Here is a 21906-nt window from a genome sequence, read left to right as displayed (position 1 = left end):
TATTTATTTCTATAATAATAGATTGTACTTCATTGTATATAAATTTAAAGGAAAATAAGTTAAGAAAAATGTGGGTGATGGTCCTAATCGTGACACACCATCAAATTTCAATTAAAAACATAAAATAAACCTAACATTTATATACTATTAAATTTATATATTTATTAATAGTTATAATTACATGTTAATGTAATTCATAATTTATTCTTTTTAAAACTTTTATTATGAATTTTAATGAATTTTTTCTTTTGAATTTTTTCATGAATTTCTATTTAAGTTATATTGATCAATTAATTTAATGAATTATGGAGGAATTTTTAATGGCAAGATTTGAAGAAGCAGAAAACAGAATGTTTAATGTAAAAATCTGTTTAAAATGTAATGCACGTAATCCTGCTGGAGCTACTACTTGTAGAAAATGTGGTTACAAAGGTTTAAGATTCAAAGCAAAAGAACCTAGAGGATAGACCTATTCTATCCATTTAAACATTAAAAGAGAATTTTATATTCTCTTTAGATTTTTATATTTTTTTTATAATAAACTAATTTTATCTAATTTTATTCAATTTAAACTATTTTTACTTATATTTTCCTAATTTTTATCCTATTTTATCTAATTTAAACTATTTTTACTTATATTTTACTAATTTTTATCCTATTTTATCTAATTTAAACTATTTTTACTTATATTTTACTAATTTTTATCCTATTTTATCTATTTATCATTATGATTTTTTTACTTAATTTAACAATTTTAAACCATTTTACTACTTTATCTAAATTAATAAACTCTTAATTCTTTCATCGTTTAATGTTTAACTATTCAACTTATCAAAACTTTAAGATTTTATAATAATTTTAAATACTAATAAGTAAATAAATATAATTAGTTAATTAAATTATCTTGAATAATTTAAAATTAAAAATTTTCTAATAATTTAAAAGATAGTGTGGTTTTATGGAAAATGTAGAAGCTCATTTTAAAGAAATTTTAAAAACTCGTAAAATTCATTTAACTTTAATTGATCCTGATGAACAAAGCCCAGAGGAAGCTGTATCTATTGCTAAATCAGCTATCGAAGGTGGCAGTGATGGTATTATGGTAGGAGGTTCCACTGTAGACACTGCTGCATTGGATGGAACATGTAATGCTTTATCTGAAAATATTGAAGTGCCTATTGTCTTATTCCCAGGAAACATTAATGGTGCAAGCAAATATGCAGATGCAATATTCTTTATGAGTTATTTAAATTCAAACAATCCTTACTGGATCATTGGTGCTCAAGCATTGGCTGCACCTGCAGTAAACAAAACAGGTATTGAAAAGATTCCTATGGGTTATGTAGTAGCAGAACCTGGTGGAACTGTTGGTTGGGTTGGAGATGCTAAGCTAATTCCAAGAAACAAGCCAAAAATCCCAGCTATTTATGCTATGGCAGCTGAAAACTTAGGAATGAGATACTTCTATATTGAAGCAGGTTCTGGTGCAGATAAACCTATTCCTCCTGAAATGGTTGCATATACAAAAAGAGCTACTCAAGACATTGTTCTTGTTGTAGGTGGAGGAATTCGTGATGGAGTGGCAGCTTATATTGCAGCAAAAGCAGGTGCAGACATAGTTGTTACCGGTACTGTTGTAGAAGAAACCTCTGATGTTAAAGGTAAAATCCAAGAAATAGTTGCAGGAGTTCGTAAAGCTTCTGAATAATTTCTATTTCTTTTTCTTTTTTTATTTTTCTATTATTATCCTTTTTTTTAATAATTTCAATAATAAAATATGTTATAGTTTTTAAAATCATAAAAAAAGTTTTATTTATTAAAAGCTATGCATATATTTTAAAAATAGTTTTAAAACTTAAAGTATAAGAATTCAAAAAGAATTCTTAACTTTAAATTTATCAGATATCATTACGGAGTTCATATGAGAACTCTTTATTTTTTTAATATGTTTTTCTATTATATAAAATTTTATAATTGAAGGAAAAACTTATCCAATTTAAAAATATTGAAAAAACTATATTTTTTGCATTCAACCACTAAGAGTATTTAATTAACTCTTGATTATCATGAGGATAATTTCAATTAACAGTTGTCACAATTTTACCTAAATTATTTTCTTTTTTTATAATATTCAAGACTATTATTTATTAGTTTCCAAATGCTCTTTCTAAAATTTAATTAAATATTTAAAATATATATTAAATTATAAAATTATTTATAAGATTAAATTAATATTTTAATATACTAATTATTTCAAAAAACAGAACAAAAGTATAATTTTTAGGTTTTAACATGTTAAATTCATTGTATACAGAGGCTATTAGAAAAAAAGGTTTAATCAATGAGCCCTTGGAAGAATATTCTGAATCAAAGATTGATATTGAATCCAATTGGCATGAAGAGGAGATAATTTCAACAGATTCTAATTTTATTTTGGCAGCGGGAGATGGGAGCTATAATAAGAAGAAATTTCTAAGCTTTAATTTCTATGCTGTAGCTGCCAATTCCTTAATTTATAATCCAATGGATGAACAGTCAAAACTAAAGGCAATTGAATCAGCAGAATTGGACATCATACCTCATCAATCATTCCTTGAGGAAAGACTGCGTAATATGATGAGTATTTTTGAGATAAAAACAGCTATAAAGACATTCCATGATTTTGATATTGACTATTATATGGATGATGGATCTATATTAGGTGATTTGATTCGCCCAATTCCAATAGAAAAGAATATTGCACCGGAATATAAAGCCAATATTATAAATTTAGTTAAGAAAAAGCTAGAATCTGAGATTAAATCTGAAGAGTTATCATTATCCTCATTTAACTTTAAAAAAGAGTTTAAAGAACTGTTTGAAGATACAGATATGGACGAATATGCGTTAATTACTTTTTTAGAAAGTTTAGAGAATTTAATTACATTAAAACATCTTTTGGAAAACAATAAGAAAATAATTGCAATTTCTAAAACATCATCAAGTAATGAATTATTCTATGCAAACATTCCAGATATGGCTATTTTAGATAGATTAACTAGAAAACAAGGATTTTCTGAACCATATCACAGAAAAGTAACCTATAAAACAAAGCATGATTTTCCTATAGAAAACGAATTCTTTAGGGAGTTGTGGTTTACCATATTCTTTGCACGGCTTGATGATGGCAAAAACATCATAAAAATAGAATTACCTTATTATACAAAAGATTTAGATGAAATAAGAAAAGTTTTAAAAGTCATTAAATCAAATTCAGCTGAAGGTTATCCATTTTTATTAAAAAAGGCACATAAAGACGTTGTGATTTCAAATCAAGATATGAATACTTTGTCTAAAATAATTGGATTTTTGGATAAATCTGGCCGTGAAATGTTAAATTAGTTTGATTTATGATTTAAAGATCATTATTAGATTATATAGATTAAATTTTATTTCTTAGATTATATTAATTAGATTAAATTTATCAGATAAAATTAATTTATAAATAATAATTTTAAAATATATTGAGTTTAGAGGTTTTAAAATGATTGGAAGATGTGTAGGAGAAACATCTCTTATTGAAGTAAGTTTTATTTCAAAGGAAATGCCCCAAGTAGGTGAATATGTAACACTTGAATGTGATGGAAAAAAGATTTTAGGTATGATAGAATCAATGGTTCGTGGAAGCGTTTCATTGAATAGTGAGATATACGACCCAGATACCATAGCAAAGATACGTGAAATTGAAGGGGATGACTATTATATTAAAGGAAAAATCACTATCCTTGGGGATGTGAATGATAATTTAAAACTTCCTCGTACTCCTGCACCTCCTGGAACTCCTATTTATCTTGCTTCAAGTGAAATACTTGAAAAAATATTCCATATTGAAAACTCTTTAAATCTTGGACATCTTATAAACAATGATGATGTAGATGTAGGTGTAGATATAAATAAAATGGTTTCAAGGCATTTGGCAATACTTGCTATGACTGGTGCAGGTAAGTCAAATACAGTTTCTGTAATTATTGATGGGCTATTGGAGTATAACGGATGCATGCTTATTTTTGATATGCATTCAGAATATGTTGATGCAGAATTTACAAACGGCAAGGTAAACGTTATAGAACCTATGATAAATCCTCAATATATGGAATTTTCAGAAATCAAGAAATTGGCAAGCATTCCTTCAAATGCTCCTCTACAAGAGAGATATTTTAGAAGAGCATTCAACAAGGCAAGAAATTTGGTTAAAGAGGGAACAGCAAGTACAGCTGATTTTATAGAATTATTATACCTTATCTTAGATGATTGGTATAATGATGAAGAATATGATACCAACAACAAGAAAAACATTATGGATGTAATCAATAAGATAGAGGACTTGAATGTCAAATATGATAAGTTATTGAATGTGAATATAGGTGACTTCTTAACACAAATAAAACCAGGAATGGCAAATGTATTGGATTTAGGGCAAGTGGATGAAAACACTGCAGAAGTATTGGTGGCACATGTCCTTAGAAGGTCATTGAGAAGCAGAAAACAATATGTAAGGCATAATGATAGTGAAGCATTATCTTTCCCTGTCTTCTTTGTTGTTGAAGAAGCCCATATCTTAGCTCCTCAAAATAGAAATCCAAACAGCAAATATTGGATTACACGTATAGCAAGAGAAGGTCGTAAATTTGGTTTAGGCCTTTGTTTAGTAAGCCAGTCTCCTAAATCAGTTGATGCTGAAACTTTGGCTCAAGCAAACAATATGATAATATTGAAGCTTGTAGAGCCAAAAGACCAAAAGCATGTTCAAACAGCAAGTGAAAGCCTTAGTGAAGATTTGGTTAAGCAATTGCCCTCTTTGAACATAGGTGAAGCTTTAGTTTTAGGGCTTATGACAAAGGTTCCTACACTTGTAAAAATTAATGAATTTAAAGGAAGACAACGTGGTGGAGATTTGGATATTATTGAGCAGTGGAAAACCAATAAAGAAGATGAAGAAAAAGCTTTGCAAGTGGAATTGGACCATTTCAACAAGTTAAGCGGAGGATATTGAATAGATCATAATGTGGCAATTAATAGTTAAATGATATTATATTTAGTCTCATTAATTAAATTGAGTATTGGCTAAATTATATTATATTTAGTCTCATTAATTAAAAAAACAAATTAGGTGTTGGCTAAATTATATTATATTTAGTCTCATTAATTAAAAAACAAATTAAGTGATAGTTAAATGATATTATATTTAGTCTCATTAATTAAAAAAAAACAAATTGGGTGATATAAATGCGTTTTGCACATTTGTCTGATAGTCATTTGGGTTATATGCAATTTGGACTATTGGAACGTGAAACAGATTTTTATGATGTATTTGAAAAAAATATAGATAAGATAATAGAACAAGATGTGGATTTTGTAATTCATAGCGGAGACCTGTTTGATAATATAAGGCCATCTACAGAAGCATTGCTTGCTTTTCAAAATGCCCTTATAAGATTAAATGAAGCAAAAATACCAATATATGCAATAGCTGGAAACCATGATTCCATATTAAGACAAGGGGCATTGCCTCCTCAAGTCCTGTTTAGGGATTTAGGACTTAAATTAATAAGAACAGCCAATCATGCATATACAGAAGGAGGGGTATTGATATGTGGAACTCCTTATACACCCAGTTCTTATAGCATGGCATTGAAACATGCATATGGGCAATTGTCAAAGTTAGCGGATAAATATCTTAAGTCAATTTTAGTTTCCCATCAAGGTATAGACAAATGGATGTTTGAAGGCACACATGAAATTGAATTGGATGAAATGCCAAAGAATTTTGACTATTATGCAATGGGGCATATGCATAATTATATTGTAGAAGATTTTGGAAAAGGCAAATTGGTTTATCCAGGCTCTATGGAAATATTGAGAATCAGTGAATCCAATGATAATTTTAGAGAAAATGGAAAAGGCTTTGTCATTGTTGATTTAAGTCAGGACACTCCTCAAGTAGAACGGATTAAAATTGATCTTCCAAGGGAATTTTATCAAGAGATTATTGAATATAAAAATCTTAATGAAGGCATCGCTACTCTAAAGAATAGAATTCAATCAATAGATAATAAGCCTATGGTAGATTTAACTGTTGTTGGTGGGGATTTCAATAGTGGTGAAGTTTATGATCTTATTCAAAAGGCAATAGGCAAGGAAGTTTTGAATTTAAGACCTACATTTAAGCCAGATAGTGTATTGGAAGATTCCAGGGAAATAGAGAAAGCCAAAAACTTAGACCCAAGAACATTATTGGATAAGAAAGTTAATGAGAAATATGGTCCTGAAAAAGCTAAATTATCATTAAATCTATTGGATAAGCTATCATATGGAAAGTTAGAGGATGCAAAAATCATTTCAGATATTTATTTTAAGCAGAATTACTATAATGAAGAGAAAAACACTGAAGAAGACATAATGAATGAGGAGGAAGATAATTCCGATGTTTCAAGTCTCAATGAAATTGGTTCTTTTCATGAGGACTCTTTAGATAGTGAAAGCCTTAATCATGAGGACTCTTTAGATAGTGAAAGCCTTAATCATGACGACTCTTTAGATAGTGAAAGCATTAATGATGATGAACTTGATGAAAAAAATGAAAAGTCAAAGCAAATGAGCTTTGATGACTTTTAATCAGGGGTGATATGATGATATTCACAAAATTGGAATTAAAAAACTTTAAATCACATGCTGATACAGTATTAAACATTAATCCGGGAATTAGTTTAATTGTTGGTGAAAATGGTGCTGGAAAGTCTTCAATATTTGAAGCCATATCATTTGCATTGTTTAAAACATACACTACAAAAAATATCACTGATTTAGTAAGGTCTAATAAGAATTTAAAAGAAAAAATTGAGATGGCTGTAAAACTCTCATTTATTTCTCAGGGAAATGAATATATTGTTGAAAGGAAGGTGGTAATAACTAAATCCGGTTCAAGTAAATTCTATTCTAATTTATATCTGGTTAAGGATGGCAATGCTGAAATAATGGTCTCTGGAAATAAGGATGTGGATAATAACATTAAGGAAATATTAAGTATGGATTCCTCAACTTTTTTGAATGCCATTCATATTAGGCAAGGTGAAATAGCAGAGCTAATAGATAAAACACCTGCAGACCGTAAAAAATTAATAGGCAAACTTTTAAGGCTTGAAGAATTGGAAAGGGCTTATGAAAATCTTCCTAAAGTAAGTGAAGAGTATAAAACTAGGAAAGCTGTTTTAGAAGATAGGATTCAGCCTGAATCTGAACTTAATTTTGAATTAAAAAAAGCAAAGGATGAATATTTCACACTGAATAAAAGAAATAATCTTTTAAAAGAAGAATTTGAAACTCTTAAAAAAGAAATAGAAGTGAAAAACAAAGAAAAGGAAGATTTAGATAAACAGAAATCTGAATTTGAAGCACTTCAATTAAAATTAAACCATGAAAATGATAATTTAAAAGGATTGAATAAATTTAAAGAGGCATTATCAACTAAGTACAATGAGATTTTAAGAAATGAAGAGCAAATGAATCGTTTAAAACCATTTTCAGATAAACTTCCTATCTATAATAAGTTTAAGGAATCTCTTTTAAGATTAAACAAGTTCAAGGAAGATGATAAAACCAATAAGGAAATTCTCGCTCAAATTGAAGGATTCAAAAATACCTTAAATGATGAAAAGGAGAATTATGAGAAATACATTGTTTTGGATGGTGAAATAAAGGAATTAAACAATAATAAAGTGGAGTTGTCTTCTGAACTTAAACGCATTAGTGAATTGGAAGATGAAAAAAACAATATAACTAAAGATATTGGAAAATATAAAACTGAGTTGGATAATTTCTATAATGATTCATCAGTTGTTTTATCCCAATTCGAAAAGGAAATTCCTCAAATTAAAACTAATGATGATTTAAGTAAAATTGATAGCATTGTTGAAGATCTAAGAACTAATCTAAGAAAGGATATAGAAAGTCTTAGCAGTGAAATAGAGAAATTAAAAAATAAATCATTTAGTTTAAATCAGGAAATCAAATCTTTGGATGAGCCATTAGCTGATATTAGGAGGGTTGAAAATAAGTGTCCTGTTTGTCAGTCTGAAATCAGTGAAGAAAAGAAAAATGAGCTCGTCACTATGTATGAGACTACTATATTCAATAATAATAAAAAGATTGATGAAATTAATGAAATTCTTGGTAAATTAAATAAGGAGAAATCATTAAAAGAGGCTAATTTAACTAATCTTAATTCAATTAAAACAAAAATATATCAGAATAAGCACATAGTTGGAGACCTTGAAAAATTTGAAAATAATTTGTCTTTTGTAAACACTAAAATCATAGAGCTTCAAGGCAAGAAAGAGGAACTTGAAGAATTGAATAAGATTTTAGAATCAAAAAACAAAGAATTCGAAGAACTTCAAATTCATTACGATAAGTATTTGAAAGCAGATACTCTTCTCAAATCTTTTCCTGATGAAACAAAAATCAAAGATGAGTTATATACTATATTTGGCAATATCCAGATTGAAAGTGAAAAGCTTAAGGGCTATATTGCTACCGATACCCAACTTTCAATGGATATCAGTGAAGAAAAGCTTAATGATTTGATTGGACAACTAACTGAAAAGGATACCAAATATCATGTTTTATTAGGTTCCATTAAAGGCAAAGAGGAATATGAAGAAAAGATAGAAACCAATTCTAAAGAGATTGCCGAAAAGGAAGAGGAAATTAGGGAAATTGTAAAGGCAATTGAAAATTCAAGCTATAATGAGGAAACATATAATCATATGAATATTTTGCTGGAAAGGTATAACAATAAATTCAATTCCTCTTCACAGGAAATAGCAGTTAATGACAACAATCTAAAATTATTTGAAAAAACAATAGAGGACATGGAACGGAATATTGAAATTAATATGAAAAACAAAGAGGAATTTATTGCTGTTAATGAATATTATTCCTTGCTTGAAGATTTCCGATCTTTCTATAGTAAAGATGGTATTCAAGGAGACTTAAGAAGGCAATCAAGGCCATTGATTCAAAAATACACTAGGGACTTTTTTGAAAAATTCAATTTCAATTATTCTGATTTGATTTTAGATAATGAGTATAATATTTCCATTTTTGGACCTGAAGGGGAATCCAATATTGATATGGTGAGTGGTGGTGAAAAGATTGCCATTGCCCTTGCATTAAGATTGGGAATTACTCAAGCTATGTCTGAAGGCAGTATTGAAACAATTCTTTTGGATGAACCTACAATACATTTAGACAGTTTCCGAAGACAAGAATTAATCGCTGTCTTGCGCAGCATGTCTGTAATTCCTCAAATGTTGATTGTAACCCATGATATTGAATTGGAAAATGCTGCTGACACACTTATTAGAGTAGTTAAAAAAGATGGTATTTCTAAGGTTGTATTAAATGGTTAAAAATAGATTTTAGATAAGTATATAATGTGTACTTATCTATTTTTTATTTAAATATCTTATTTTTTATTTTACTTTTTTTATTATCTTTCATTATTATTGCTTGGATTATATAATTAATATCTTTTTTTGAATCTATTATTATTGCTTGGATTATATAATTAATATCTTTTTTTGAATCTATTATTATTGTTTTATTAGCTTAAATTAATAGATGAAAAATAATTTTTTTAATCTTTTTAATGTAATGGGATATTTAATAATGGATTGTTGACTGATTGTTTTTTAATTAATTTTATTAAATTAAAAAGAAGGAGATTTTATTTAAAAATCATCACAGAGTTCATCAAAGTCTCCATTGACTATAGATCTGATGTCCTCTACTATACAATTTGCATTCCATCCTACTACAGTTTTGGCTTTGGCTTCAAGTTCTTCAGGAACTATTTCCATACCATAAGGACATACTAAAAGAATAGGAATGTCAAATTCTTCTGCTTTTTTGATTAATATATCTATTGGCTCTTGATTGTAATTATATATTCCAGACAATATGACAATGACATCCACTTTTTTAAAGAAACTTTCTCCAAATGGAGCATAATCCCTTGCCATTGATTCAGTCCATAAGAAATCTGGCTTTGAATATAGCTTTTCTGTAAATTGGCCATACTCATTTTCCTGGTCGATTCCACGAGTGATAATAAGATTATAAATTTTGTTGTCTTGTTCTTCTTCAAACATTTTATCCTTCCTTTTAAATTTTAATTAATATTAATTTAATGTTTATATCGTATATGTTTTCCTAATATAAAAAATTAATTAAGAAACTTGATTATTTTTTTCTAAACAAAGGCATAAGATATTTATAGAATAATAGTTATTTGTTTATAATTTTTAAAACATTTAAAATTAGATAATTTGTTTTTTAGAAAAATTTTGATTGAATAAAATTATAAAAATAGTTAAATAAATCTAAAAAAGATAAAAATTAAGTATTTTTATTTTTTTTTTTATATGGGATAATCTTATTTTTTAAAAATAACTTAATTTTTATTCTTCAACTTAGTTAGAGTCTTACCTTAAAAGGTTATCTTCATATTTTATTTTATAATTCATTTTATATAAATGTAATGTTTATTTTATGTATTATTTCTTATTTATTTGGATAATTAATGAAAATTATTAATTTTTATTCAGAATAAGCCATTGATAAAAAGTTATATTATATTCAGATAAATTTAATAAAATTTAGGAAATCATTATTACTCAAATGTATTTTAGAATGCAATAAAATGAACTTAAGATATGAAATATTAATTCAATCTTATTCATTAAATGATTCCTCATAGATTTTCATTAAAAAATGAGCTAAAGATACAATATCCATACGGTTATGCTCTATTATAGGAATCAATGGGCCTATGTTCTTAGTAGTTAAGTATGCATCATAGTATCCTGGAATATATGCTCCAGGTACATCATCTATACGTTTGATGTTAAATAAATGCTCTTCAATAGTTGTTAACTTGCAGTTTGGCAATTTATTCTTCCATAAGTTCCTTGCAGGATACATCAAATCAAAATGAGTCTGATCCAAATCGCAGTCCCTTCTATATAATCTTGCCCTATTTTTTATAAATGGAATATCAAAGCTTGCTCCATTGTAGGTTACATGAACGCTTGCTTCATCAATATGGGACAGGTATGCTTCAATAAGTGCAGGTTCCTCTTGCTTATCTCTAAGCAAGTATTGATTGGATTCAATATAATTTCCTTTAATTTCAGCAATTCCAAGTAATATTATAGGTGCACTGGATAAGCCAAGGGTTTCAATATCCATAAATTTAAGATTAAATGGATCTAAAGAGCTTAATGCTTTCAATGTATTGTTGTTGGATTTGGAGTATTTATTCAATTTTTTCAATAGCTTAAACTCTTTAATGAAGCAGTTCTTTTCTATTTTTTTAATCAGATTTTCTGCTCTATCGCAGTATTTGGGATGATTCAATAAATCATAAACTGTATTGTATCCTTCATCTTTAAGCATGGATTCAATCTGAACTCCAATTTCTGGAATTAATTTTAAATTGGAAGCCAATTCCTTTTTTACAGCTTCCTTTTTATTTTCCAATGAAAAGTCAATTTTTTTCCTTTTAGTTATCCTTAAGGTTTCTCCATAAATGTTTTCAATGACTTTGCTTCCCTCTATATCTGAAAAGTTCCAATCCTTGTATTTGTTCATTAATCCAAGCTTTAGATTATTAAAATAAGTGTATGAATCCATTTCAGTTTTTTTAAAAGCTTTTTCAGATGGATTTGAATGATTTGATCTATTTGAAGAATTAGATGAACTGAATAAGACCTTTTTCAAATAAGCTTCATGCTCTTGTCTACGTGATGACATATTATCATATAAATTGTTTCAAAAGTATTTTTTAATTTAATTCACAATTATTCTAGTATTTATTCATCATGAGGAATAATTTTTCATAGTTTATTTTACAATAATTTCTATTATATTTATTCATCAAAATGAATATGGAATGTAATATAAGTATAAGGCATTTCACAGCAAGGAACAACATCCCTTGAGTTAATAACCACTTTTCCAAAATTATTTAAGTAGGATTCAATGTCTGCTCTAACCGCTTTAACCTTTTCAGGGTCATGAACTCTTACATTTCCTAAAAAACTGGTTCCTTTAGAGGTTTTCATTACTGAAACACCGTCCATTCTATAAGGAAGCTCATGCTTTTCAAGGATAGCATTGATGTCTACATTGACTTGCTCTTTGATTTCATTTTTATTTTCATTGTTTATTTCCATGATATCACCCTTCCGGATATTTAAATCAATTAGAATTACTAATTTTTAAGCGAATATTATTTCTTTAATTCCATAAAGAATTCATTTGCATCTTCATGTCCAGGATCAAGTGCAATAGCTTTTTTCACAAAAGATATGGCTCCCATCTTATCCTCTTGATTATATAATATCCTTCCTATAAGATAATAAGCATCAGCACTATCTTCCTTAATGATTATATTGGTTAAAATGTCTTTGGCACTGCCATAATTCCCATTATTGTACTCGCTTAATGCATCTTCATACATCTCTTTTATAGGATCTGCTTCCTCTTCAATTTCCTCTTCAAATTCAATATCTTCAATTATCTCTTCATTTGGACTTTCATTTGATTTCCGATTATAAATTATCTCATCTTTTTGGCTTTCAATTGATTTCTGATTATAATAGGTTTCATTATATGAAATCTCATTTTCAATATCATCCTTTTCCAAATTGGATAATTCTTCAGGAGAAAGCTTATTCATTTCCTTCCACATATAATCTAAAATGAATTCGGTTGCCTTCTTATGAAGTGGCTTATTATCGTTTCCACACTTTGGAGAGTAGATACATGAAGGACAGCCGTTTTCACATTCACAAGTCTTTAGAAGATTCCTTGTAGAGCTTGTCAATTTGCTGAAAACATCAATTGCCTTTTCACAGATTCCTATTCCACCTTCATAAGCATCGTAAATGAAAATAGAAGCTTCTTGAGTATCTTCATGATAATTTGTTGAAAGTCCGCCAATGTCAAACCTGTCACACATCACATGGAGTGGGAAAAGTCCAATCAATGCATGTTCTGCACCATGAAGACCTCCTGGGAATACTTCACTATCCTTTTTGTATTTTTCCTCCAAGGCATCCTTTACGCTATCTGGAATGGTAAACCATAATCCTTTTGTTTTGAATTTTAAAGGTGGAAGATCTAAGATATATGTTCCAGTTACCTTTGAAAATTCCATTCTTTTGTATTTAAAGTAGTCCTCTTCTACTTCCAATTCACCATAATGAACTGTAAAGTCTCCTATTTTGACTTTTTTAATCTTCTTGATGATTTTAGTTTCAGTTCTTTTAAGGGCTACAGTATGAGCATTAACATCTCTTTTAATGACATTTATCTCATGAGTATTGAAGTCAACATAAGTGACAATATAAGTTTGGCCTTTATTGATTAATATTGCTCCTTCATGAGCTTCCCTATACATTTGAGACCTTTCTATTCTTTCAATAAGTTGATTTCCATTCAATACGCTGAAGATTTCATTGGATATCTGATCAAGTGAGAATTCAAATGCAGGATTATCGTCATATGGATAGATATACAATCCTGCTCCATTTTTTCTTAAGTCTCTGTTTTTAATGATTCCATCTGCAAAGTCTTCTCCTACATTAAACACTTCTCCTAACTCTTCAGTTGTAAGAGGCAATTCATTTGCAGCACAAATTATATGGTTATTCAATAATTTTTCATTGTTTAAGTCTATGACAACGTTTTCATGAGGCTTGTCAAAGAAGAATTCAGGATTTTTCATAAAGTATTGATCCAGCTGGTTTTCAAAAGCAACTAAGATGACAAGGGATTTCTGATTTCCCCTACCTGACCTTCCTCCCTGTTGCCATGTTGAAATCATGGATCCTGGGAATCCTGAAATGATTACAGCATCTAAGCTTCCTACATCTATTCCAAGTTCAAGGGCATTTGTAGATGTAACCCCTAAGTATTTTCTTGACTTAAGGCCGTCTTCAATCTCTCTCCTATCCTCTGCCAAATATCCTGCCCTATATGCTGAGATTCTATCTACATACTTCCTTTTTGTATGTTCCATATCCCTTTTTGTCCATAATGCAATCAATTCAGCAATCTTTCTTGAGGATGTGAAGCATAATGTCTGAATGTCCTTTAGTAATAAGTATAAGAATATTCTTTCAGTTTCCTGGTGTATGGAAAGGCTTTCATCATCTGAACGGACAGACAATTTCTTGTATGGATTATATAGGATAAAGTCCTTTTCACCGCTTGGAGAGCTGTCCTCATCAATCAATTCAAATTCCTCTCCAGTTAACTTTTCTGCAAGCTCCAATGGATTTGCAAGTGTTGCAGAAGACAATAGGAATTTAGGATTGGAACCATAGAAGTTTGCAATTCTTTTAAGCCTTCTGATTAAAAAAGCAACATTTGAACCGAAGATTCCCTTGTAATAATGAGCCTCATCAATAACGATATACTTTAAATTGGAATAAAATCGTTTCCATTGGTGATGCCATTGCAAAATCAAATGGATTTGGTAAGGATTAGTAAGAATCACTCTTGATTCGTTTCTTATTTTAGGCCTTTTTGCCTTAGGTGTATCTCCGTCATATGGATTAGCATTCAAGTCAAGGTCAAGTTCCTTATCAAATTTTCGCAATACCTTTAATTGGTCATAGGATAATGCCTTAGCCGGATAAATATATAATGCACATGCGTCATTGTCCTTAATAAGCTCTTCCAAAACAGGCAAATTAAAGGATAATGTTTTTCCACTGGCTGTAGGTGTGGTGATAATAATGTTTTTGTCTTCTCTTGACTTTTCTATAGCCATTGCTTGGTGCTTATACAATTTTATTTCATTATCTTCAAGATATTTTAAGATCTTTTTTTCTAGCTCATCAACTTTCCTATAGCTGGCTTCTTTAGATGGAATTGTTTCTACATGCTCGATTTTTCGTCTAAAACGTATATCGTTTTTAAACTTATCGATATTTTCCATTTCTTCATTGTCTTTAGCTATATTAGTCATGATAATCAGTTTCAATTTATTTAATATCATTTATTGCATTGCTTTATATAAAGTTTAGTGTTTATGAAAATTTAATTTGATTATTTGATAAAATTCATTTAACTAAAATTTATTTTAATTATAATTAATCAATAATATCTCTTATTCAATTAAAATTATATTTTTATCCTATAAAATCTATTATTTCCATTAAATTTTTTACTAATTATAATTAATTCCTATAATATTATTTCAATTAAAATATTATTTTAATTATATTTTAATTAAAAATTCTTAATCAATTATAATTTTTAGTCTGATTTTAATATTCCAATATAATATTAATTTTTCCAATAAATATATATTTGCTAATCGAATTTAATAAAACTTACCATTAATTATTTTAAATTAAAAATAACAATATATTATTAATAGAATTTAAATTTAAAATATTATTTTTCATTTTCTCTATGTGAAAACTATATTTATATAAAGAAATAAAATATTATTAGATTATTTAAAGCAAAATGTAAGCGGGGTAATAGATTGATAGATTTTAAGGAATTTGAAGAAGTTGTTGTAAATGTTTTGGAAAGGGATATTTCTTCAAATAAGGATCAAAATTTAGCTATTTCTTCTGATAAGGACCAATCCTTATTTATTGTAGCAGGTCCAGGTTCAGGCAAAACCACTGTTATGGTTCTTAAGATATTAAAGTTTATTTTTGTGGATGATGTTTCACCTAATGAGATATTAGCTACCACCTTTACTAAAAAGGCTGCTAAAGAGCTTTTATCCCGTATCTTAAGCTGGGGAGACAAGATAAAAAAGGCAATTGCTCCAGTTATCATGAATAAGATTGTAAATGGTGAAATAGACAGTTCTGCATATGATGAAATTAAAAAGATTGATTTCAATCAAATGAATATAGGAACCATTGATAGTGTAGCAGATGAACTGTTAAGGATACATAGGGATGCAGGAACCAGCCAGCCTATTTTGATTGAAGACTTTGTAGCTAATTCTGTAATGATTAATGAATGTCTCTTAAAGGACAACCGATATAAAATGGAATCATTGCAGGAGTATTTGGCTGAAGTAAGCGGAAAGGAATCAGACCTTGTGCAGAAGCCTAAGATAAAAAATCTAACAAAAATGGCTGAGACCTTAATTAAGATAAAGGAGCACATTTATTACAATATGGTTGACATCAATGAGATATTGAATGATGTTTCACCATCTGATTCAGGAAAGAGATTAGCATTGGAATTGATTATCGAATATGTTGAAATGCTTCAAAGCCAAAACATATATGACTTTGCAATGTTGGAAACCGAGTTTTTAAACAGATTGAATTCAAACAGCCTAAAGGTTTTCCTTGATGAAGTAAAGATCATTTTAGTGGATGAGTATCAGGACACTAACTTGCTTCAAGAAAGCATTTACTTTAAAATAGCTGAATCTGCTGTAAATAATGGAGGTAACATTACTGTTGTAGGTGATGATGACCAGTCATTATACAGGTTTAGGGGAGCAAGTGTAGACCTATTCACTAAATTCATTGAAAGAATAGATAGGGTTGGAATAAAGGCGCAGGAAGTAAACCTCAAAACAAATTACAGATCTTCTAAGGAAATCATTGACTTATGCAATGACTTTGTTGAATTGGATGAGGAATATCAGCATGCCCGTGTAAATGAAAAGCCTAAAATCGAATCTCCTCAACAATCTGAAGAAGATGGCTCTACAGATTCTCTTAAGAAGATTCCTATATTGGGAATGTTTAGAAACAATGAACAGATGCTGGCAACAGATTTGGCAAAATTCATTGATGAATTGAATAGAAACAGAACTGTCAAGCGAAAGATCAGAAGAATCCTAACCAAAGATGATAACAAGAAGTTCAATAGTGATGATAAGACCACATTATTAAATTATAGGGATTCTGGATTTGATTTGGCTAAGGAGCATCAGGATGTTGTAATTGAATTGGATGAAAAGGGTTCTATAGAGGATATTGCATTCTTAACATACTCTCCAAAGGAACTTACTGCTGTTGGCTCTCGTACTTTTCCATTTATCCTAAAAAAACAGTTGGGAAGATTAAGGCATCCAATTGATGTCTTCAATCCAAGGGGACAGGATTTGCAGAATATTGATTCCGTTGCTGTTTTCTGCGGCTTGATGTTAGAGTGCATTGATCCAGGTTCAAGATATCAGAAAACCAATGATAAGATTCCAAACTCTGCAAACAATAATATGAGCGCATGGCGCAGAAAGGCTAATTCCTATATGAATGATGTCAATCCAGACCCTCACTCTCCAGTTTCACTTGATACATTTGTTACCCATTGGCAAGTGAGACAGCCATTCAGCACTGAAAATTCTAAGGAGATGAAATGGCCTGATAAGGCAGCTTTAATGGAATTGGCATATAAGTTGGTTACATGGATTCCAGATATGCAGAAAGACGATGAAGGAGTTGTTTATCTAAAGGCAATCACTCAAACAATCACTCAAACAAGTTTCTTTAATAAATATTCTGCCAATATAGATTTCACTTCAGCAGATGCTGAAAAGGAATCAATAAATGAGGCATTATTGAATATTTTCGTACCTATTGCCACAGGAGGAGTTCAAATAGATGAGAATTTATTTGAGGTTGTCCCATCTAATAGATTTAATATTATGTCTATTCACCAGTCAAAGGGATTGGAATTCCCTCTTGTCATTGTAGATGTTGGATCACGATTTAAGAAGAATGTATCGAATGAGTCAAATCTAAGGTTCCCAAAAAATGCAGATTCCTCTTCTATCATTCAGGAAAGAGTTAAAAAGTACAGTTCATTGTCTACAAATGATAGGGATTCTAAAGACTGTGCATTTGATGATTTGACAAGATTATACTTTGTTGCATTTTCTAGAGCTAAAGATCTTTTGCTATTAGTTGGACTAAATCCAAACATTGATGGATATAGTAAAAATGATAAACATATGAAAATACCTAACGTTGCTTTAGGTTGGAGTAGGGATGAAGAATTTATAGGTTTTGACAATATATATTTAATTTAATTAATCGTTATTTTAAGTAAATTATATTAAACTATGAATGAATTTTTTTCAAAATTTATTATAATATTTTAGAAAATAATTATAGATAAAATCAATTATTTTTATTATAATATTTTTAGAAAATAATTTTAGAACAAATCAATTATTGGTGTGAAAATGAAATTATCAACTAAATCAAAGGAATACATTATACCAGAATATAGCCTAACTGGTGATTTATTATCATTTTTAACTTGTAATTTACAGTATCGCTATCAAAATAAGGGAAATCTTACACCTTCAATGCCTGTGCAATTGTGGTTTGGTGAATTTATTCATGGTGCATTGGAAGAGGCATTTCTAAAATGGAAAAACCGTGGAAATGATAATGAACTGGAGTTTCCATGGGATTGGGAAAGTGAAATTTATCCTATAGAAGAACTGATTACAGGTAGATTAAAGGTAAAAGGATTAAATCCTCCATATGAATACTTGAATAATTATGGTCCTAAGGACAACATATATAGTGCAAGGTTAGAGCAATCAATCAATAAATGGGGACCTCATCTCTTTCCTTTAATAGATGATACTGAAGTCTTGCTAAAGGGTTTAAGGGATTTGGACGATGAGAATGCAATATCAGAATATTACTCCATAAATGGTGTTGTTGATGTATTAAGCTCTAAAAAGGTGGATAAGGAGTCTAAAAAAATCAATAATATGCCATTTCAGCAGACATTGGATGCCTATTTTGACAATGAGGAAAAGAATAAGATATTGAATTATCTCTCTAACAATGATGAATTTAAGGAATTGTTGAAGAATGGATTGGATGAATATGAGATAATCATTGATTATAAAGGTATGAGAAGACCTAGCGCACCATCTAAAGATGATTTTTCAGAAATCCAATCAAAAATGATTAATGGTGATTTGGATAATTCAGATGAATATGCCAATTTCAAGGCATGGATTCAGCATGAATGGCAGATATTGACTTATGCATGGCTTAGAAACAATCAAAAGAATTCTCAAAAGCCCGTTGTAGGAATCATTTTCTATTTAAATGAGTTAGTCCCATCAACTGATGACTTGGTAGCTATTAGGGAAGATTTAAAGAATAATGAAACAGACATTTCCAAGGAATTTGTTCTTAAAGAGGATTGGGATAGATTGATCCATTGGGATGAAAAATTTGACTTGCCGATTCATAGAGACTTGTCAGAGAAGTTTAAGATGGACAGGTCCATTAGAATCATAAACATTGATAAGGAATTAATGAATGATTCTTTAAAGGAATTTGATAAGGTTGTAAGGGATATTGAATCATCAATGATAAAGGAAATGAATGGATACTCAATTAAGGAAGCATGGAAGGCAGATGCTGAAAAAAGGACATGCACTGCTTGTGACTTTAGAACATTTTGTGACAAGAGAAAATGTGATGAAACAGAAAAACAGGTATTTACTATTCCTTGATTTTAAAAAATTAAAATAACAGTATTCCTAATTCCTTAATTTAAAAAAAAATTAAAAAATACAGTATTCCTAATTCCTTGATTTAAAAAAATTAAAATAACAGTATTCCTAATTCCTTGATTTTAAAAAAAATTAAAATAACAGTATTCCTAATTCCTTAATTTAAAAAAAAATTAAAAAATACAGTATTCCTAATTCCTTGATTTTAAAAAAAATTAAAATAACAGTATTCCTAATTCCTTGATTTTAAAAAAAATTAAAATAACAGTATTCCTAATTCCTTGATTTTAAAAAAAATTAAAATAACAGTATTCCTAATTCATTAGTTTTGAAATTTTAAAATAAGCCTATTACACTATTCCTTAGATTAAAAAATATTAATTATAATAATTATTTTTAAAGGTTTGAATATTAATAAAAATAGTATTTGAATTAAATAGTGTATTTTGATTAATATTTTAAAAAAAGTATGAATATTAGATAAAAATATTTAGTTTAAAAATTTAAAAAAAAGTAGTGTGTAAAAAAATCTAGGCTTAAAAATAAAAACTTATTATTTAAATATTAATATATAATTGAAAAAATGATTTTTAGCCACAAAAATTTTACACCACAAAAAAGAAAAAAATAAAGATTAGGTTTATATTAAGCGAAGAAATAATAAAATAGGATATTTACATCCTATAATATGGGATAGACGATTGCTTCTTGCTCAGCATTTGGAGAAACATACTTTGCAAAAGCACCATCCTCCAAATCAATATCCAAACCTAAATCTCCACTATAATTACCTTTATAATTCTCATCAGGATTTGAAAATATGTCTGGAAGCTTCCAAATTGTAAATATATCCTTAAAGGTTGGATTAGTTCTAGGAACTTCAACCTCGAAAAGAAGATTACCCGCCATATCATGTAAATACCCATTTGAATCCATATAAACTTTCACTGGAATTTTACTCTTATAATTACATAGCACAGACTTACCGGATGCCAAATTACTATTGGATTTCACCCCAATAGTGACTCTATAGAGTTTATTACCAAACCTATCATAAGTAAAAACATCACGACCATTAATATTCTCTGGGAGGACTAATTCTCCATTTATATCCTTTAACACAATATCCTCAGGTTGGACTAATTTTCCATCTATAGTAAAATAGTCATTGCCTGCCACATATTTAACATTTACATTGTTTATATTTGCAAAAAATGGATTACCCCACTCATCATAAAGAGCTTTGGTACTATCATGATAATATAGAGTTGGCTTATTTTTCATAACCATACTAAAGTCTTCTTGCCTATATAATCTGGATCCGTACTTATCATAAGGAAGACCATTCTTAACCTCAATATTTGCATGGTCAATTAATTCTCCATCTAAATTATAATAATTAACTTTTTCATCATATTTAACATAAAGTCTATATTCTCCCATGTTATTAGGATTAATCTGATATACCTTATGATAAGCAACACCGTTTACATTTTCAACATACTCACTGGTCCAAACAGTTCCTCCACTATCGACATAATCATACTCTGGATTATATTGGGATCCGGCAAATTCTTTTAGGGTATTTCTAACACCAGAAAAGGTTTTCTCATTAAATTTTAATGGAGCTCCTTCAGCATCATATATGGTCATTCCATCAAAAATTTTTTTACCATCGGCTGTATAAACATCAGTTTTTATATTGTTATAATCAATCTTCCGTAGTAGCTTTCCATCCTTAGTTATCATAATTCCATTTTCATCTATATTCTCAATATTATAATTGTTTTCTTTATATCCATTATATTTTCCAAATTTATCACCGCTCTCAACATCAATTTTAATATTTTGAATATCCTTAGGATTAATATTCGGTTCGGGTGTACCATCGCCAGGAGAAATAGAGTAAAAAGATTCCTCTTCTGTCATAGTATTCGTAAGGTTATCTTTCATATTTTCAATAGGATTAGGATTAGATTTAGGATTAGGATTTGGATTAGGATTATGATTAGCATCAATTGAACTGTCGTCACTAATAAGAGGTTTATCATTCACTTCATTAGGCTTTTCTTCAATAAGAGGTTTATTATTCCCTCCATTACCCTTATCAATAAAAGAATCACTTTTCCCTGATTGCATACTATTTTCTTCCGAAATCTCATTCATAATATTATTATTATTTGCTCCTTTTCCATCAATCTGCTCTAACATCCCAGCCCTTTCCGCAGCTATCTTCTTATATTCCCTAATGGATTTAATAGTCTGAGAAAACATAAAACCTATCAAAGCAGCAGAAGCACCTAACATAGCAAAACGCT

Annotated in this window: 13 protein-coding genes; 8 read left to right on the top strand and 5 right to left on the bottom strand. The window is 29.0% G+C overall.

Annotation, left to right across the window (positions count from 1 at the left end; translation table 11 throughout):
- Positions 1-320: 320 nt before the first annotated feature.
- The 6 genes from QZV12_RS11900 (at position 321) to QZV12_RS11875 (ending at position 9449) form a co-directional block, all read left to right on the top strand.
- Positions 321-467, top strand: a complete 147-nt coding sequence (locus QZV12_RS11900; protein ID WP_048812436.1) for a 50S ribosomal protein L40e — start codon at positions 321-323, stop codon at positions 465-467.
- Positions 468-958: 491 nt separating this feature from the next.
- Positions 959-1708 carry a geranylgeranylglyceryl/heptaprenylglyceryl phosphate synthase gene (locus QZV12_RS11895; RefSeq protein WP_295622206.1) on the top strand — a complete coding sequence of 250 codons (750 nt, stop codon included), beginning with the start codon at positions 959-961 and terminating at the stop codon, positions 1706-1708.
- A gap of 584 nt (positions 1709-2292) precedes the next feature.
- A complete protein-coding gene (locus tag QZV12_RS11890; protein ID WP_295622204.1) occupies positions 2293-3381 on the top strand; it encodes a DNA double-strand break repair nuclease NurA in 1089 nt (362 codons plus the stop codon).
- 142 nt (positions 3382-3523) lie between these two features.
- Positions 3524-5032 carry an ATP-binding protein gene (locus QZV12_RS11885; protein WP_295622202.1) on the top strand — a complete coding sequence of 503 codons (1509 nt, stop codon included), beginning with the start codon at positions 3524-3526 and terminating at the stop codon, positions 5030-5032.
- 233 nt (positions 5033-5265) lie between these two features.
- Positions 5266-6654: a DNA repair exonuclease gene (locus tag QZV12_RS11880; RefSeq protein ID WP_295622199.1), complete on the top strand. Its 1389-nt coding sequence runs from the start codon at positions 5266-5268 to the stop codon at positions 6652-6654.
- A 14-nt stretch (positions 6655-6668) separates the two neighbouring features.
- Positions 6669-9449, top strand: a complete 2781-nt coding sequence (locus tag QZV12_RS11875; RefSeq protein ID WP_295622192.1) for an SMC family ATPase — start codon at positions 6669-6671, stop codon at positions 9447-9449.
- Positions 9450-9770: 321 nt separating this feature from the next.
- Here the strand turns inward: QZV12_RS11875 and QZV12_RS11870 are convergent, their stop codons facing one another.
- The 4 genes from QZV12_RS11870 to QZV12_RS11855 form a co-directional block, all read right to left on the bottom strand.
- Positions 9771-10190, bottom strand: coding sequence for a nuclease (locus QZV12_RS11870; protein ID WP_295622190.1), 420 nt, complete (start codon positions 10188-10190; stop codon positions 9771-9773).
- 583 nt (positions 10191-10773) lie between these two features.
- Entirely contained in the window at positions 10774-11853 is a 1080-nt protein-coding gene (locus QZV12_RS11865; RefSeq protein ID WP_295622188.1) for a ribonuclease H-like domain-containing protein, read from the bottom strand.
- Positions 11854-11969: 116 nt separating this feature from the next.
- Complete coding sequence (locus QZV12_RS11860) at positions 11970-12275, bottom strand: hypothetical protein (RefSeq protein ID WP_295622184.1); 306 nt, start codon at positions 12273-12275, stop codon at positions 11970-11972.
- A gap of 56 nt (positions 12276-12331) precedes the next feature.
- Positions 12332-15079: a DEAD/DEAH box helicase gene (locus tag QZV12_RS11855; RefSeq protein ID WP_295622178.1), complete on the bottom strand. Its 2748-nt coding sequence runs from the start codon at positions 15077-15079 to the stop codon at positions 12332-12334.
- A gap of 525 nt (positions 15080-15604) precedes the next feature.
- Here QZV12_RS11855 and QZV12_RS11850 point away from each other — a divergent pair.
- Positions 15605-18130, top strand: a complete 2526-nt coding sequence (locus QZV12_RS11850) for an ATP-dependent helicase (protein WP_295622176.1) — start codon at positions 15605-15607, stop codon at positions 18128-18130.
- Positions 18131-18286: 156 nt separating this feature from the next.
- Positions 18287-19588 (top strand): PD-(D/E)XK nuclease family protein, encoded by a 1302-nt coding sequence (locus QZV12_RS11845; RefSeq protein ID WP_295622174.1) that lies wholly within the window; start codon positions 18287-18289, stop codon positions 19586-19588.
- Positions 19589-20269: 681 nt separating this feature from the next.
- Here QZV12_RS11845 and QZV12_RS11840 read toward each other — a convergent pair.
- A partial coding sequence (locus tag QZV12_RS11840) for a hypothetical protein (RefSeq protein ID WP_295622171.1) occupies positions 20270-21906 on the bottom strand: 1637 nt, incomplete at its 5' end.

The sequence above is a fragment of the uncultured Methanobrevibacter sp. genome, from assembly GCF_902769175.1.
GTDB lineage: Archaea > Methanobacteriota > Methanobacteria > Methanobacteriales > Methanobacteriaceae > Methanobrevibacter.
The sequence above is the reverse complement of the archived record's forward strand: the minus strand, read 5'-3'. Positions and strand labels throughout refer to the sequence as shown.